This is a genomic window from Thiofilum sp. (assembly GCF_016711335.1).
Lineage (GTDB): Bacteria > Pseudomonadota > Gammaproteobacteria > Thiotrichales > Thiotrichaceae > Thiofilum.
On record NZ_JADJTF010000001.1, the window covers coordinates 2,709,109 to 2,723,965 of the forward strand.

Below are 14,857 nucleotides of genomic sequence, written 5' to 3' on the forward strand. Positions count from 1 at the left end.
CCATGCCAACAAGACTGCTCCAGAAACACCTGACTACGGATCGGTAGTTATTAGAGCCAAACAAAATTAATTGAGGATGGGAGTGAGCCAAGCGGTGAGTGCCGATTTATTAAGTTTGCGTGAGCGTATTGATGCCCTTGATACGCAATTACTGGAATTATTGAGTGAGCGGGCGCGGTGTGCTGAAGCGGTAGCCCATGCCAAACTAGCCACTGATCCCGATGCGGTATTTTATCGTCCAGAGCGTGAAGCCCAGATTTTACGGCGCATGGTGTCGTTAAATGAAGGGCCTTTACGCAATGAGCAAGTAACTCATTTATATCGGGAAATTATTTCAGCTTGTTTGTCGCTTGAAGAGTCTATGACCATAGCCTATCTAGGACCAGAAGGGACTTTTACTCAGGAGGCAGCGCGTAAACATTTTGGTAACACGATTGGTCTACTGTCCTGTGATTCGATTGCTCAAGTATTTCGTGAGGTCGAAACTTATCGGGTGCGCTATGGAGTAGTGCCGATTGAAAATTCGACTGAAGGGATTGTGTCCCATACGCTGGATGTCTTAGTCAATTCGCCGCTCAAAATTTGTGGCGAGGTGGTATTACGTATTCACCAAAACTTATTATGTAAGCAAGAAGCATGGCAACAGGTCACTAAAATCTATTCTCATGCTCAATCCTTAGCCCAATGTCGCTATTGGCTAGATAAACACCTGCCCCAAGCGGAGCGTATTGCGTGTAGTAGTAATGCCGATGCTGCCAAACGTGCTGCTTCTGAACCTAACGCTGCGGCGATTGGTAGCATTCAAGCTGCGCCGATTTATGGGCTGAATGTGGTACAAACTTCGATTGAAGATAATGCCAATAATACCACACGCTTTTTAGTGGTCGGTCATCAGGATGTGGGGCCGAGCGGTCAAGACAAAACCTCGCTTTTGCTCTCTATGCCTAATCGTCCGGGGTCACTCTATAATTTGCTCAAGCCCTTTGCCGAATTTGGCATTGATATGACACGTATCGAGTCGCGTCCGGCACGGAGCAATAATTGGGAATATTTATTCTTTGTCGATATTCGTGGTCATGTCAAAGACACCCCGATTCAACAAGCACTGCAAACCTTGCAAGGGCAAGTCGATTTAGTACGGGTATTAGGTTCCTATCCAGTGGCGGTAATGTAAAAAAATGACTATTAATTTTCGTGATCAAGCCGTCAGCGGCGTACAAAAACTTCAACCTTATCAACCCGGTAAACCCGTTGAAGAGCTAGAGCGCGAGCTAGGGATTAGCAATATTATTAAGCTTGCCTCGAATGAAAATCCATTAGGTATTAGCCCTAAAGCTCTGGCAGCGATGCAAAAGGGTTTGACCGAGCTTGCGATTTACCCTGATGGTGCAGGCTTTAATCTCAAGCAAGCGATTGCTCGCAAGTTTGGTGTCAATGCTAATCAAATTACCTTAGGTAATGGCTCGAACGATATTTTGGAACTAATTGCACGCGCTTATTTAGATCCGAGTCGAGGTGTAGTGATTTCTGAGCATGCTTTTGCGGTGTACTACATTAGCTCGCAAGCGGTGGGGGCGCAGTTACAAATTGCCAAGGCGAATGACAGCACATCGACTATGCCCTATGGTCATCATTTGTCCAATATGCTGAATGCCATTCTGGACAATACCGTCGTATTGTTTTTGGCTAACCCCAATAATCCCACCGGAACATGGTTCAAAAGTGCTGAGCTATATGCCTTTTTAAAACAAGTACCTGATCGCGTTTTAGTAGTATTGGATGAGGCTTATACCGAATATGTGACGGATCCTGATTTTCCCGATGCTTTGCCTTGGCTGCAAGAATTCCCCAATTTAATTATTACGCGCACCTTCTCAAAGATTTATGGGATGGCGGCGTTGCGTGTGGGGTATGCATTATCTAGCCCTGAGATTGCGGATATTCTTAATCGGGTGCGTCAACCCTTTAATGTGAACTCTCTAGCGCTATTAGCAGCAGAAGCCGCACTAAGCGATGATGAGCATTTACAGCGCAGTAAAGACACCAATGCCGAAGGTCTAAAGCAGTGGCAAGCGGCTTGTGTTGAGCAGGGTTGGGAGTATGTGCCGACACAGGGCAATTTTATTACAGTCCATTGTAAGCGTAGTGGGGTAGAAGTATTCAATGCCTTATTGCGCGAAGGCGTGATTGTGCGCCCGATTGCCAATTATGGTATGCCTGAGCATGTGCGCATTACCATTGGGACGCAAGAACAAAACGAGCGTTGTATTGCCGCGTTGACTAAGGTATTAGCAGCATGATCCAGCGCTTAGTCATCGCTGGGGTGGGGCTGATCGGTGGTTCGCTGGCGTTGGCGCTGAAAGCAAAACAGTACTGCAATGAAATTATAGGCTTAGGGCGTGATGAGGTTTCATTGCGCCATGCTTATGAATTGGGAGTGATTGACCGCTTTAGTACTGATCCTAAGGAAGCATTGGAAGGGGCTGAAGTGGTTTTATTAGCTGTACCAATGCAAGCCATGCTTCCGGTTTTAAACAGTATTCATCCCTATTTGCCCGAACAAGCGATTCTCACCGATGCGGGTAGCACTAAGCAAAGTGTGATTCAAGAGGTCGAGCAAGTATTCGGGGCAAATTTTGCGCGTTTTGTTCCCGGACACCCGATTGCAGGGCGAGAAAAAAGTGGAGTCGATGCAGCTTTAGCGGATTTGTATGAAGGGCGGCGGGTGATTTTAACACCAACGCCTACGACAGATAGCCAAGCATTGCAAACCATTGAAACGATGTGGCAAGTCGCAGGTGGGCGCGTGGAACACATGACGCCAGAACTGCATGACCAAGTATTAGCAGCGACTAGTCATTTACCGCATGTATTAGCTTTTGCTTTGGTCGATACCTTGCTCAAACTGCCAGATCATGAAGACATTTTGCGCTATGCAGGGGGCGGCTTTAGAGATTCAACCCGTATTGCGTCTAGTGACCCGACGATGTGGCGTGATATTTGTTTGACTAATACCGATGCGATTGTCGAGGTAGTCGAAGCCTTACGTGAAAATTTGGCTGAATTTGTCACTATGATGCGCCAACAGGATGCTGAAGGATTGCATCAGCGCATGGCGACAGTGAAACAAGCGCGGGATGCGTATATATCTAAATACGATGCGCGTTAATGGCGGAAGCTGAGTATCCATAAGTCACAATACTTAGATGCTCAGCCTACTATTTAAACCTAATTTGCTTAGGTGGTTTCTACCGCAAAGCCTACTATATTGCGATTCTGCTTACTAAACTCTACGCCGATTAAGTAAATGGGCTGATTTAAAGCACGATATTTATCCGCATAGTGTTTGTCATGTAGCTGTTGAAGAGCTACACCCGTAGGTTGTTCATCGACTACTTTAAATTCAAATAAATAAACTTGGTGATTGAATTTGACTGCCATATCTAAACGCCCATGATTGGAAGCATCTTCAATAATCACATCTAAGCCTAAAGCAGCAAAATAAGAGTAAAACACGCTAGCATAATAGCCCTCGTAATTTTGAATGTCATTACTGCTATACCAGTTATAAGGAATGCTAGCATAGAAAGAGTGAAATAATTGCCTTAAGCCCTCAAAGTCATTAACTAATAATAAACGATAGAGTTGAGCGCTATTTACAGCTTGTTTGGATTTGTCTTTAACTAAAGCCAACAAAATATTTTCGTTTAAACTTTGGCGCACTTCTAGATTAGGGTAGCCTAAGGTGAAAAAATCCTGACTACCTAAACGTTCATACTTGATAATAGTTAAATAGCCTGTTTGAAACAATAGTGCTTCGGTTGCTATATCCTCAATCTCAAAGCTAGATATAATGGAGGAGCTAGTAAACATTTGATCTAGTGCGAGCGTAGAAACCTGTCTTTTGATTAATAAATTAATTAGAAAAGTAGGAGTCCCTGTCTCAAACCAATAATTTTTAAATTGACGCTGCTTAAAAAGTTGCAAAATATCAAAAGGATTATAGACACCTTTACCTAACCAATTGTAGCCATTATACCATTGTTTAATTAAATCCCTATCTAGGTTATCCAACTCACTGTTAAAGGTGGTATCAATATCATCATCAGTATAACCACAAATAGTGCTATAGCGCGAGTCAAGGGTAAGGTCATAAAGATTATTCAGCCCTGAAAATAAACTCACTTTAGAAAACTTGCTAACTCCTGTAAGAAAACTAAATTTGATATAGGCGTCATAGTCTTTAATAGTACCGTAAAAACCTCTTAAAAAATCTCGATTATTTTTTGCTAATTCAGGCTGGTCTAGAGCATCTAGAATCGGTTTATCATACTCATCTACTAGAATGACAACGGGTAAGCCGATTTTTTTGTGTACATGCAGGATAAGCTCAGCAAAACGACCGCTCACATGATCAAAAGTAGGGTTTAAATCAAACTGTCTTTCTAAAAAGGTGAGTTGTGCATCTAAAGCATTAGCCAAACCCTCAATATCGGTGAATTTGCCACTACCAAAACTAAAGCGTAGTACAGGATATTTAACAGACCAATCCCATTGTTCATGGATACCTAATCCTCTGAATAAGGGTTCATTACCCTCAAACAATTCTTTGAGAGTATCTAAAAATAGGCTCTTACCAAAGCGACGCGGACGTGAAAGGAAGTAGTGGCTACCCTTATTAATCAAGTCTAAGGCTAAGCTAGTTTTATCTACATAGTAGTAGTTTTCGCTACGGATGCGGGCGAAGGTTTGTATGCCTATAGGTAGTTTTTTACGCTGAGTCATGGCTAGTTTGCGTCATGTAAGAGGTATATTTTAAGTATATCACGGAAGGTGGTCAGGGCTGGGATAGGGATTTTATCTAGTGCTTATTCATACTCTGCGCCAAACGATTGCAGGCATTTTTTATAAATGCAGGCAGTGCGTGCATGTGCTATCATACCAATATTACTATATTTGGAGGTTGCAGCATGGGTAATTTAAGTATTCGACGTTTGGATGAGGCTACTCTCAAAGGGTTAAGATTGCGGGCAGCCCGTCATAATGTGTCTATGGAGGAAGAAGCACGACGTATCTTACGGCAAGCAGTCAATGCTCCATTGCGTTTAGGTGATTTAGCTGTACAGTTGTTTGGGCAAGAATCTGGTGTTGAGTTGGAGTTACCTAAACACGAAGCTCATGAGCCATTGAGTTTCTAAGATGATTTTATTAGATACCAATATTATTTCTGAATTAATGCGTCCTAAGCCACAACCTGCTGTGGTTCAATGGTTGAATAATCAGGATGCTTTAGATGTTTATATATCGGTTATTACCATTGCTGAAATTGAATATGGATTAAAAATTTTGCCAGAGGGTCAAAAGCGTTGGGGATTAAAACAGAAATTTGATTGGCTTATTGCGCAGGGTTTTAGCGAGCGAGTTTTAGATTTTACGGCTGAAGCAGCTTTGCATTACGCAGATATTATGGCTTATCGGCGTAGTTTAGGCTTGCCCATGAGTGTACCTGATGGACAAATTGCGGCTCTTGCTCGATTAAAGCGTTTTACTTTAGCAACACGCAATGTCAAAGATTTTGAAGAGTGTGGATTAATGTTGGTGAATCCATTCAGTATTGTCTAAAGCTAGTTGTAGGTTTTGACTGGCTGTTGGACTCAACTCTTGACCCAACTCAAACGCATAACCTCGAACCCTAAGCACATACGCAGGCGGTGGCGCTATTCCATACACCTCCTGATAGGCATGTAATAATGCAGCAGGGGTCATGGCATGGCTGGTATAGCTGCAATCTTGTTGAGCGATTAAAGGCTCAAACACAAACGGCGCTGCACAACTCGCATCCGCATCAATGAAGATAATCTTTTCACGCCCTACTAAATCGGTGATGTGTTCCACTTGTAATTGCATATCGGTGAGACATTCGACTTGAGGCAAGGCGCGTTGCTCCATTGCCTCAATGAATAAATACCCTAATGCATCATCACCACGACTAGGATTGCCGTAGCCAAACAATAAAATCGGTGCGGGTTTACTCAAAGTCACACTCAATCCTACCATCCATATGACGTGCTAATTGACTGACTACTTCCCCCTGTGCATTAACTAACTGCACTTGCAAAGGCATTTTGCCCAGAGCATGAGTGGCACACGATAGACAAGGATCATAAGCTCGTACTGCCACTTCTAGGTGATTGAGTAAGCCCTCGGTAATTTCTTCACGCCCCTCTAAATACTCATTCGCCACCGAGCGCACCGAATCATTCATGGCTTGATTATTACTGGTAGTGGAGACAATCAGATTAGCTTTTTCAATCAAGCCTTGTTCATTGATTTGATAATGATGAAATAATGTACCGCGTGGTGCTTCAATCACCCCAATTCCTTCACGGCGCGAAGTGCCCTTCACCACTAAATCCGTGCCCATAATGTCTGGATCATGGAGTAATGCTTCAATCGCTTCAGCACAATGCAACATTTCAATCATCCTAGCCCAATGATAGGCAAGGGTATCATGCACATAAGCACCCTGAGCGAATGCCCGAAAACGTTGACGTACCGTTTCCGCTTTAGGGGTAGCAATAAAATCAGCCAAATTAACCCGTGCTAAGGGACCGACCCGATACCAACCGTGTTCTTTACCAAGGCTAGTGATATACGGGAATTTCATATACGACCAACTGCGCACTTCTTCACGCAGGAGCTGGGTATAGTGAGTGTAATCAAATTGATCAATAATCGGCGCACCATCGGCATGACACGCTCGTAAGCCACCATGATAGAGTTCCATTTCACCTTGTTTGCCGATCATACCTAAATAACGGGTGACTAAAGTCGCAAAGCCATGATTTTCAGGATGTTGCAAATGAATCTGCTCATTCAGCTCGACCGCATCCTGTGACCATTGAATAATGTCTTTAATATCGACCAATAGTGCTTTGCGTTCCTCATTGCTGAGCGCTTTATTCATTCCCCCCGGAACAGTTGCCGCACCATGAATACGCTTACCCGCAATTGCTGCAATCACTTGTTGCCCGTATTTGCGTAGCTTTACCCCTTTTAAACCAATGTCTGGATAAGCCTCCAACACGCCCACAATATTGCGCTGTACTAAATTTGAGCCAAAGCCAAATAATAAATCAGGTGAGGAGAGGTGGAAAAAGTGTAAAGCATGTGATTGCAGCACTTGCCCAAAATGTAATAAGCGCCGCAGCTTATTCGTAGTAGGAGTTAATTGTTCGGGATCAACACCGACCAATTGATCGACTGCCTTAGCTGCGGCTAGATGATGTGAAACTGGACAAATACCGCAAAGCCTTTGCACAAAGTAGGGTACTTCGGTAAAGGGACGACCCTGAATGAATTTTTCAAAGCCACGAAATTCGACAATATGTAAGCGGGCTTCTTGCACATGATTGTCCTGATCCATGAGTAGCGTAATTTTGCCATGTCCTTCGACCCGCGAGATCGGGTCAATGGCAATACGACGTTTAGTAGTCGGTGTATTCATAATCGCTATCCTTAATCGTAGTGCAACAGGGCTTTAGGCAATGAGGGTTCACGTCCAGCGAGTAAGTCGCTCAAAATAGTAAAGAACGCATCACCCGCAGGTGGGCAGCCGGGGAGGTAATAGTCCACACGCACCACTTCATGTAAAGGATGCACCTTAGACAATAATAAGGGCAACTCAGGATCATTAGGGATCATAGGGTTATCGACGCCTACCCCATTGAGATAAGCCTCTTCCAAGCACTCCTGCACATCGTAATGATTGCGCATAGCAGGGACACCGCCATTAATCGCACACGCGCCTACTGCAATCAGGATTTTGCAGTTATTACGAAATTCACGCAGCACATGCACATTTTCAGCATTGCATAATCCCCCCTCAACTAAGCCAATATCACAAGGCTCGCAATGCTTAATATCAGTCAAAGGGGAGCGATCCAATTCAACGTGTTCCAATAAGTTGACTAAGCGTTCATCCATATCCAAAAACGACATATGGCAACCAAAACAACCCGCCAGTGAGGTAGTGGCGATACGAATTTTATTAGTCATCGTGGTGCTCCGTTTTCATCAGGGCTACAGCAAGATCAGACTCTGCTACGGTGTGCAAATCAAAGGTACGTCGCCCAATCGGAACTTCGTGCCCCTGATTTTTCGGCAAAATCGCTCCTACCGGACAGATATGGGCTGCTAGGTCATCTTGGGTTAAATCACTGTCGCCCAATTTTCCAGAGGGTGAGTTCACAATCACATGGTTATTAGCACCGCGTCCACTTAAAGCAAATACATTTTTGCCGTCGACCTCTTGGCTAGCCCTTACACACAGAGCGCACATAATGCAACGATCTCGATCTAGAATAAAATCAGGGTGCGAGGCATCCACTTCGCGCAACGGATAAAACGGTGGAAAGTGACCATCGAGCATACCCAAGTGATAACCCAAGGCTTGTAAGGTGCAATCTCCAGTTTTGTCACAAGTGGGGCAAAGATGATTACCTTCCACAAAGAGCATTTGTATTAAGGTTTTACGCACTTCATTGAGAGCAGGGGTATTATTAGCCACTTGCATTCCGGCACTGGCGGGATAAGTACACGCCGATACATTACGACCTTCAATGTCTACGGTGCATAATTTGCAGCTACCGTGTGGTGTCAAACCGGGTTTATGACAGAGATGTGGGATATAAATACCGGCTGCTAAAGCGGCATCCATAATGGTTTGCCCTTGAGTGAAGGGTATTACTTGCCCATCAATCGTCAGGGTGTTTGCTAAAGCAGGATTCATGCTAAATGTGCCTCCGCGTCATTACGGTGACTTAATTGGCGCGTAGTTTCTAATGCGGCATCTAAGTCAAAGAAGGGTTCATAGTCTTTCAGCATTAGCCGTTTTTCACACACCTCTGGGAAGTGTTGCAATAGATCTAAAATCGGATTAGCAGCAGTTTGACCTAGACCACAATGCGAACGCTTTTTAACCAATTTTGCCAAGCGTGCCATTTCCTCACGATCATAAGCCGTACCATGTCCCGCCGCGATTTTATCTAAGTATTTGCGTAATAATGGTGTACCCACACGGCAAGGCGTGCAAAAGCCACAGCTTTCATGTGCAAAGAAATGGGTAAAATTACGCACCACCTTTAATAAATCTTGGTGTGCGCCATAAATCATGATCGAACCCCCCGTAGCTAAATCCTCAAAGGCAAGGGTGCGAGCAAAATCCGCTTTACTCACTAAAGTACCTGATGGTCCCCCCACTTGCACCGCTTCAGCATCGATAGCACCACAATCATCCAGTACGTGCTGCAAGGTCACACCAAACGGGTATTCATAAATGCCAGCTGTTTTACAGTCACCACTAATACTTAATAATTTAGAGCCTGCTGATTTTTCAGTACCTTGCGCTTTAAACCACGCAGCACCTTGAGCGGCAATATGAGCCGCCGCCACCAGCGTCTCTACGTTATTAACGACCGTAGGTTGTTCTAAATAACCATGAGTAACAGGGAAGGGCGGACGCACACGCGGCACACCACGTTTTTGTTCCAAGGACTCTAAAAGAGCGGATTCCTCGCCACAAATATAAGCCCCCGCACCGACTATAATCTCAATCTCAAAATGAAAATCACCTTGCCCTAAGATCGTTTGACCTAATAGATGCTGCTCGTGACGCTCAGCTAATATGGATTCTAAGTGGGGCACTAAATAACGATATTCACCACGTAAATATAAATAGCCTTGGTGCGCACCGATCGCATAGCCTGCTACTGTCATACCCTCAAACAGTTCGTGGGCATGATCGCTGAGTAAAATACGATCTTTAAAGGTTCCGGGTTCACCCTCATCCGCATTACACACCACATAGTGCGCTGTACCTTGAGCTTGGCGGCAAAACTCCCATTTTAGCCCGGTCGTGAAACCTGCTCCCCCGCGTCCGCGTAGCCCCGATTGCTTAATGGTATGAATCAATGCCTCGCTTTCTTGAGCCAAGGCAGCTGTTAAACCTGCTCCTTGAGCTAAGGGGGTTTGCAGCAATAATCCAGTACGGCGGATATTGGATTGAATCACAAAGTAGTCACTAGGCCAGTCATCTACAGGCGTATGAGCCTCAATCAAATGCGCGATAGCGTGTAGGCGCTCTGAGCTTAGGTGGGTGATCACTTGATCATTGACTAATAAAGCAGGGCCTTGATCGCACATACCAATGCATGCGGTTTCATCAATACTCACTAAGCCATCGGTACGCGTAATGCCTTGTTGTACCTTGAGCAAAGCACACAATTCGCGCATAAGCTGCAAATCACCGCAGCTAGTGCAATTACTAAAGAGCAGATGGTAGTGACCACGCGGAGTGCGGGTAAAAAACGAATAAAAATCAATGACGGATTGAACTTGTGCAATGGGTAGTTCGAGTGTTTGAGCTAAAGGTGCAATTTGGTTAACGGGGATATGGCGAAATTGATGTTGTAATTGGTGCAGACATGCAAGCAAATGCGGCCTATTAGAGCTAGGCGCTTCAGGTTTTTTAACATTCATGAAATTAGCCTAAGGTGGTTTTACGCTATGAATTTATTAGTGATATACAGAGTAACAGTTATTAAAGGGGCAAGACTCCAAAAACCTAGTAATTAAATAGGTTATAGTGGTTTAATAAGTTTATTATAGCACCAGCCGGTAATTTGCAAAGAGTTAATAAGTAATGAATAATGAGCTAATATATTTTCTGATTAAATAAGTAGGTTATAAAGAATTGATTGGTAGCTAGTATATTTAGTTTATGCTAGTTAATCGATTTAAATGATTATGCAGGGAAAAACCTAGACTCTTTGAGAGTTCATTAGCTTTTTGTTTTAGTACTTGTTTAGTATCGCTATTAGCTATTCTACCCGCAATAATAATCCAATTATGGCTAGAGGTACTAATAGTTCTAATATCAGGGAAATAAGCTTTTAATCGAGTTAGAATAGTGGTAGTAGCTTGATGCTCTGTCCATGCATTAATCACTAGCCAGCCATCTATTTTTAATTGTTTCACACAATTATCAATAAAAGCTTGCTGGAATTGATTCTGATCTGCGCCTTGAGCTTGATATAAATCAGTAAAAATAATATCGACTTTACGTTCCAAACCTGTTTCTAACCAACTATTGGCATCGCCCTGAATAGTTTGCATACGTTTGCTATAGGGTAATTGAAAGTATTGAGTGGCTAATTCAATAACGGCGGCTCTTAATTCTACCGCAGTAATATGCACACCTTTAAACTGATAGTGCAAAGCCGTCGCTAAACAGCCTGCGCCTAAACCTAATAATAAGACTCGTGCGGGTGTTTTAAATAGCAGCACCAATAGCATGGCTTGAGTATATTCATGCTGTAAAACATGCGCTTCGTGTTTTAAAAGGCGGCTTTGCTCATCACCCGCCCCGAAGGATAAAACGCGATAAACCCCATCGTCTTTGACGGTGATTATGCCCCATTCATCAGTGCGTGAATCTAATACTTGCATTACTCACCTAAGGGTTTGAGTAAATCGAGTAAATCTTCCGCGCTTAACTCACTGCTATCCGCTACTTTACCGGAATAAATACCGTCGGCTAAGGCTTGCTTACGTTGTTGTAAACGTAGAATTTTTTCTTCTACCGTTTCTTCGGTGATCAGTTTATAAACGAATACAGGCTTATCTTGACCCAAACGATAAGCGCGATCTGTGGCTTGATTTTCAGCCGCAGGATTCCACCACGGGTCATAATGAATGACTGTATCCGCCGCCGTGAGATTAAGTCCCGTGCCCCCCGCTTTGAGGCTAATTAAAAAGACACTGGCATCACCGTCCTGAAACTCGCTAATTACTTCCTCGCGCTTACGTGTTTGCCCCGTGAGCTTAGTAAAGCGAATATTAGCGCTAATGAGTTCTGCCTCAATTAAGCTCAACATAGAAGTAAATTGGGAAAATAATAAAATCTTACGCCCTTCTTCTACCATTTCGGGGAGCATAGCCATTAATAGTTCTAGTTTGGCGGATTGTTTTAGGTTTTGTGCTTTTTCTAATTTAATTAAACGCGGGTCGCAACAAATTTGGCGCAGTTTCAGTAAAGCATCCAAGATCATAATATGACTACGGGCTAAACCTTTTTGACTGATTTCATCGCGTACTTTTTTATCCATCGCCAAGCGCACGGTTTCATATAAATCGCGTTGTTTACCCTCTAAAGCGACGGTGCGAATCATTTCAGTTTTAGCGGGTAATTCACTGGCGACTAAGGCTTTAGTGCGTCTTAGCATAAAGGGCTGAATACGTTGGCGTAATTGTTGTTGACGAGCTAAATCTTGATGCTTTTCAATCGGAGTACGGAATAAACGCCCGAATTGATCATGATTGCCTAAAAACCCCGGCATGAGGAAATGGAATAATGACCATAGTTCACTTAAATGATTTTCCATCGGTGTTCCAGTTAAACACAAACGATGCTGGGATTTAAGATTAAAAATAGCTTGAGCGGTTTTAGATTTAGCATTTTTAATTACTTGAGCTTCATCTAAAATCAGGTAATGGAATTGGCACTCCGCATACAGTGCTTCATCGCGCACAATCAAGGGATAGGTAGTTAGGATCAGATGATACTCTTTTAATTCCTCAAAATGCTGATGACGCTCGCTGCCATGTAATACTAATACTTTAAGGCTGGGGGTAAAACGCTCGGTCTCGCGGCGCCAATTACTCATTAAACTGGTCGGGGCTACAATCAAACTAGGATGTGCATCGGGTAGGCGGTGTTGCTCGACTAATAAATGCGCTAGTGCCTGTAATGTTTTACCCAAGCCCATATCATCGGCGAGCACTCCGTTAAACTGAAACTCGCGTAAAAATTGCAGCCAATTTAAACCTTGTTGTTGGTAAGGGCGCAGTGTGGCTTGTAAGCCTTCAGGCGGCGGCACAGGGGCAATACCTGAAAAATCGCTTAAACGCTGGGCGAGTTTTTGAATATCCTCGGCCCCCTTCCATTGCATAAAGGGGTCATTGAGAAACTCATTAAACGCGGCACTTTGAAACTTATTGAGCCGTAAGCGTCCATCCGCCCCTAACGCCGAATGATCATATAGCTCAATTAAGGTGTCAAACACGGTGATTAAGCGCTTAGACTCTAAACGCACCCAATGATGGTCATTAATAGGTACTAGAATATGAGGATCGGATTGGAGTTTTAATTTGAGCGCTAAAGGATTAGGACTTTGCTCCAATAGGTCAATCAATAAGGGTAATAAATCAATGCGTTGCCCATCAATTTCAAAGCCCATGCTGACATCAAACCACGCATTAGTAGGGGCGCTGTCATAGACTTCAGCTTCCCAATGGTCAACATCGTCAAAACGCAGCACAAAGCTGTCATCAATGGTAAAGCGCCATAATCCGGTTTCAGTCAGTTGGGGAATATGAATTTGTAGTAGACGCTCCCAATTCGTAGCCGCTTGTTGGGGGTTGTCATTGTCCATCACTAGATCATATAGCTCTAGGGACTCATACCAAGCATCTGGTAGATCAAAGCCAATTTCAAACAAGGTATTAGTGATCGCATCCTCCCATTCAAGATTATGATGAATGCGATAACGTTGCTGGTTTTGTTTAACAATAGTGATCTTAGCCATTTCCTCTGGCTGGACTAAATGCCCTCCATAATCAAAACGTAAACTCGCCACATGCACCGTTTTATTCAGTTCAGGGAGTTGCACCGCCCTTAGAATGACATCGGCAATCGGTTCAGTCATCGACACATCAATAATGGTGGATTGCACTTTATTGGCTGGGAGTGGAATATCGCCTTGAGGGATAGCTTGTAGAAGTTTTTGGCTAACGCGTTCGGCTTCTAAATCAGGAATAGGGGGCGCTTTTAAGAGTTGTAAGAGCTGATTAACCGTCAGTGTGGGATGCTCTAATAAGCCATAACTACTACGCTCAGTATCAACATAAAATAGGCGTTCTAACTGGAAAAAATCGCTGATATCCGGTTCGACTTGTAGGGTCAGGCGCGAGTGTTTACCGTTTTTAATCCATGCTAAATGAGCTTGGCGTGGAGTGTCGAAATGCAGGGGAGGATGATCAGTGGAATGCCAAAATAAGCGCTCGGTTTTGGTCATTAAATCCAGTGCCATACGCCCTAATTGTCCGGTAAGTTCAATCGGTTGCGCTTGCACATGATCACGCGGCACAATCATTTGCAAAATATCTCTATCCATCTCGCTAAAGCGATAACTAGGACGCGCCCAGCGACTTAAAATCTCCGTATATTCAATACGATAATGTTGCCCATAACCACCGCGTTTTAATTGATTAGCACGGCGTGGTTCGACCGTAAGGCGACGTTGTTTAGCTCCATTGTAGCTCAGTAGATAAATAATATCGGAGGCCGAAAGTAGTGCTTCTTTAAGGTCTGGATCATCTTGGGAGGCACTTTGTTCTAATTCATTGAGCCAACGCTGAACTTCATTGGTGGATTGAGAACGGGCAGTGGCAATCACCGATTGGTGTGCCACGGCTTGAGCATATTCTAGTACCGAAGCTACGCCATGCTTACATTGCCCCCCTACAGGACAGGAGCAGGTATTGCGTACATTATAAGTAGTACGATCAATCAGGGTATTAGTTTGATAAGTGTCTGTACCTGTTACAGAAGTCTCAATCGCAATCGAGTCTTCTGTACTGGCATGACGTATGAGTTGCACTCGTCCTTCCTGAAAATAATTAGAACCGCGCCGAATCGAGTTGAGATCATAACTAATCAAAATACCTTCCGGTGGGAATCCGGCGAGTTTCAAAATACGAATATGTTCAGGCTTTAGCATAAGGACGTGTCAATTCT

General features: G+C 43.8%; 13 protein-coding genes. 5 read left to right on the forward strand and 8 right to left on the reverse strand.

Annotated elements, in window-relative coordinates:
• The first annotated feature begins 76 nt into the window (after positions 1-76).
• Genes pheA through IPL34_RS13000 form a run of 3 tightly spaced genes read left to right on the forward strand, consistent with a single transcriptional unit; the run spans position 77 to position 3,169 of the window.
• The gene (gene pheA / locus IPL34_RS12990; protein WP_296841873.1) at positions 77-1,174 is read left to right on the forward strand and encodes a prephenate dehydratase; all 1,098 of its coding nucleotides are present in this window, start codon (positions 77-79) and stop codon (positions 1,172-1,174) included.
• A 4-nt stretch (positions 1,175-1,178) separates the two neighbouring features.
• Positions 1,179-2,300: a histidinol-phosphate transaminase gene (hisC, locus tag IPL34_RS12995; protein WP_296841874.1), complete on the forward strand. Its 1,122-nt coding sequence runs from the start codon at positions 1,179-1,181 to the stop codon at positions 2,298-2,300.
• On the forward strand, positions 2,297-3,169 hold the full coding sequence (locus tag IPL34_RS13000) for a prephenate dehydrogenase/arogenate dehydrogenase family protein (RefSeq protein ID WP_296841875.1): 873 nt from the start codon (positions 2,297-2,299) through the stop codon (positions 3,167-3,169). Before hisC ends, IPL34_RS13000 begins: the two co-directional genes overlap by 4 nt.
• Before the next feature lie 68 nt (positions 3,170-3,237).
• Here IPL34_RS13000 and IPL34_RS13005 read toward each other — a convergent pair whose 3' ends face one another.
• Complete coding sequence (locus IPL34_RS13005; RefSeq protein ID WP_296841876.1) at positions 3,238-4,785, reverse strand: ATP-binding protein; 1,548 nt, start codon at positions 4,783-4,785, stop codon at positions 3,238-3,240.
• A gap of 185 nt (positions 4,786-4,970) precedes the next feature.
• Between IPL34_RS13005 and IPL34_RS13010 the strand changes: the two genes are divergently transcribed.
• Positions 4,971-5,198 carry a hypothetical protein gene (locus IPL34_RS13010; protein ID WP_296841877.1) on the forward strand — a complete coding sequence of 76 codons (228 nt, stop codon included), beginning with the start codon at positions 4,971-4,973 and terminating at the stop codon, positions 5,196-5,198.
• Position 5,199: 1 nt separating this feature from the next.
• Entirely contained in the window at positions 5,200-5,622 is a 423-nt protein-coding gene (locus IPL34_RS13015; RefSeq protein ID WP_296841878.1) for a type II toxin-antitoxin system VapC family toxin, read from the forward strand.
• Here the strand turns inward: IPL34_RS13015 and IPL34_RS13020 are convergent.
• The 7 genes from IPL34_RS13020 to IPL34_RS13050 all read right to left on the reverse strand — a co-directional run bounded on the left by IPL34_RS13020 (position 5,590) and on the right by IPL34_RS13050 (position 14,840).
• Complete coding sequence (locus tag IPL34_RS13020; protein WP_296841879.1) at positions 5,590-6,042, reverse strand: hydrogenase maturation protease; 453 nt, start codon at positions 6,040-6,042, stop codon at positions 5,590-5,592. The genes IPL34_RS13015 and IPL34_RS13020 overlap by 33 nt on opposite strands.
• On the reverse strand, positions 6,029-7,507 hold the full coding sequence (locus IPL34_RS13025; RefSeq protein ID WP_296841880.1) for a Ni/Fe hydrogenase subunit alpha: 1,479 nt from the start codon (positions 7,505-7,507) through the stop codon (positions 6,029-6,031). Before IPL34_RS13025 ends, IPL34_RS13020 begins: the two co-directional genes overlap by 14 nt.
• An 11-nt stretch (positions 7,508-7,518) precedes the next feature.
• Complete coding sequence (locus tag IPL34_RS13030) at positions 7,519-8,058, reverse strand: NADP oxidoreductase (RefSeq protein ID WP_296841881.1); 540 nt, start codon at positions 8,056-8,058, stop codon at positions 7,519-7,521.
• Positions 8,051-8,791, reverse strand: a complete 741-nt coding sequence (locus tag IPL34_RS13035) for a 2Fe-2S iron-sulfur cluster-binding protein (RefSeq protein ID WP_296841882.1) — start codon at positions 8,789-8,791, stop codon at positions 8,051-8,053. Before IPL34_RS13035 ends, IPL34_RS13030 begins: the two co-directional genes overlap by 8 nt.
• On the reverse strand, positions 8,788-10,539 hold the full coding sequence (locus IPL34_RS13040; protein WP_296841883.1) for an NAD(P)H-dependent oxidoreductase subunit E: 1,752 nt from the start codon (positions 10,537-10,539) through the stop codon (positions 8,788-8,790). Before IPL34_RS13040 ends, IPL34_RS13035 begins: the two co-directional genes overlap by 4 nt.
• A gap of 234 nt (positions 10,540-10,773) precedes the next feature.
• A complete protein-coding gene (locus IPL34_RS13045) occupies positions 10,774-11,508 on the reverse strand; it encodes a methyltransferase (RefSeq protein ID WP_296841884.1) in 735 nt (244 codons plus the stop codon).
• Positions 11,508-14,840 carry a DEAD/DEAH box helicase gene (locus IPL34_RS13050; protein WP_296841885.1) on the reverse strand — a complete coding sequence of 1,111 codons (3,333 nt, stop codon included), beginning with the start codon at positions 14,838-14,840 and terminating at the stop codon, positions 11,508-11,510. Before IPL34_RS13050 ends, IPL34_RS13045 begins: the two co-directional genes overlap by 1 nt.
• Between the last annotated feature and the right edge of the window lie 17 nt (positions 14,841-14,857).

Coding starts and splice junctions, on each gene's coding strand:
- IPL34_RS13000 (WP_296841875.1), top strand. CDS start 2,297: ATGATCCAGCGCTTAGTCATCGCTGGGGTGGGGCTGATCGGTGGTTCG.
- IPL34_RS13040 (WP_296841883.1), bottom strand. CDS start 10,539: ATGAATGTTAAAAAACCTGAAGCGCCTAGCTCTAATAGGCCGCATTTG.
- IPL34_RS13005 (WP_296841876.1), bottom strand. CDS start 4,785: ATGACTCAGCGTAAAAAACTACCTATAGGCATACAAACCTTCGCCCGC.
- IPL34_RS13010 (WP_296841877.1), top strand. CDS start 4,971: ATGGGTAATTTAAGTATTCGACGTTTGGATGAGGCTACTCTCAAAGGG.
- IPL34_RS13030 (WP_296841881.1), bottom strand. CDS start 8,058: ATGACTAATAAAATTCGTATCGCCACTACCTCACTGGCGGGTTGTTTT.
- IPL34_RS13050 (WP_296841885.1), bottom strand. CDS start 14,840: ATGCTAAAGCCTGAACATATTCGTATTTTGAAACTCGCCGGATTCCCA.
- hisC (WP_296841874.1), top strand. CDS start 1,179: ATGACTATTAATTTTCGTGATCAAGCCGTCAGCGGCGTACAAAAACTT.
- IPL34_RS13045 (WP_296841884.1), bottom strand. CDS start 11,508: ATGCAAGTATTAGATTCACGCACTGATGAATGGGGCATAATCACCGTC.
- IPL34_RS13025 (WP_296841880.1), bottom strand. CDS start 7,507: ATGAATACACCGACTACTAAACGTCGTATTGCCATTGACCCGATCTCG.
- IPL34_RS13015 (WP_296841878.1), top strand. CDS start 5,200: ATGATTTTATTAGATACCAATATTATTTCTGAATTAATGCGTCCTAAG.
- IPL34_RS13035 (WP_296841882.1), bottom strand. CDS start 8,791: ATGAATCCTGCTTTAGCAAACACCCTGACGATTGATGGGCAAGTAATA.
- pheA (WP_296841873.1), top strand. CDS start 77: ATGGGAGTGAGCCAAGCGGTGAGTGCCGATTTATTAAGTTTGCGTGAG.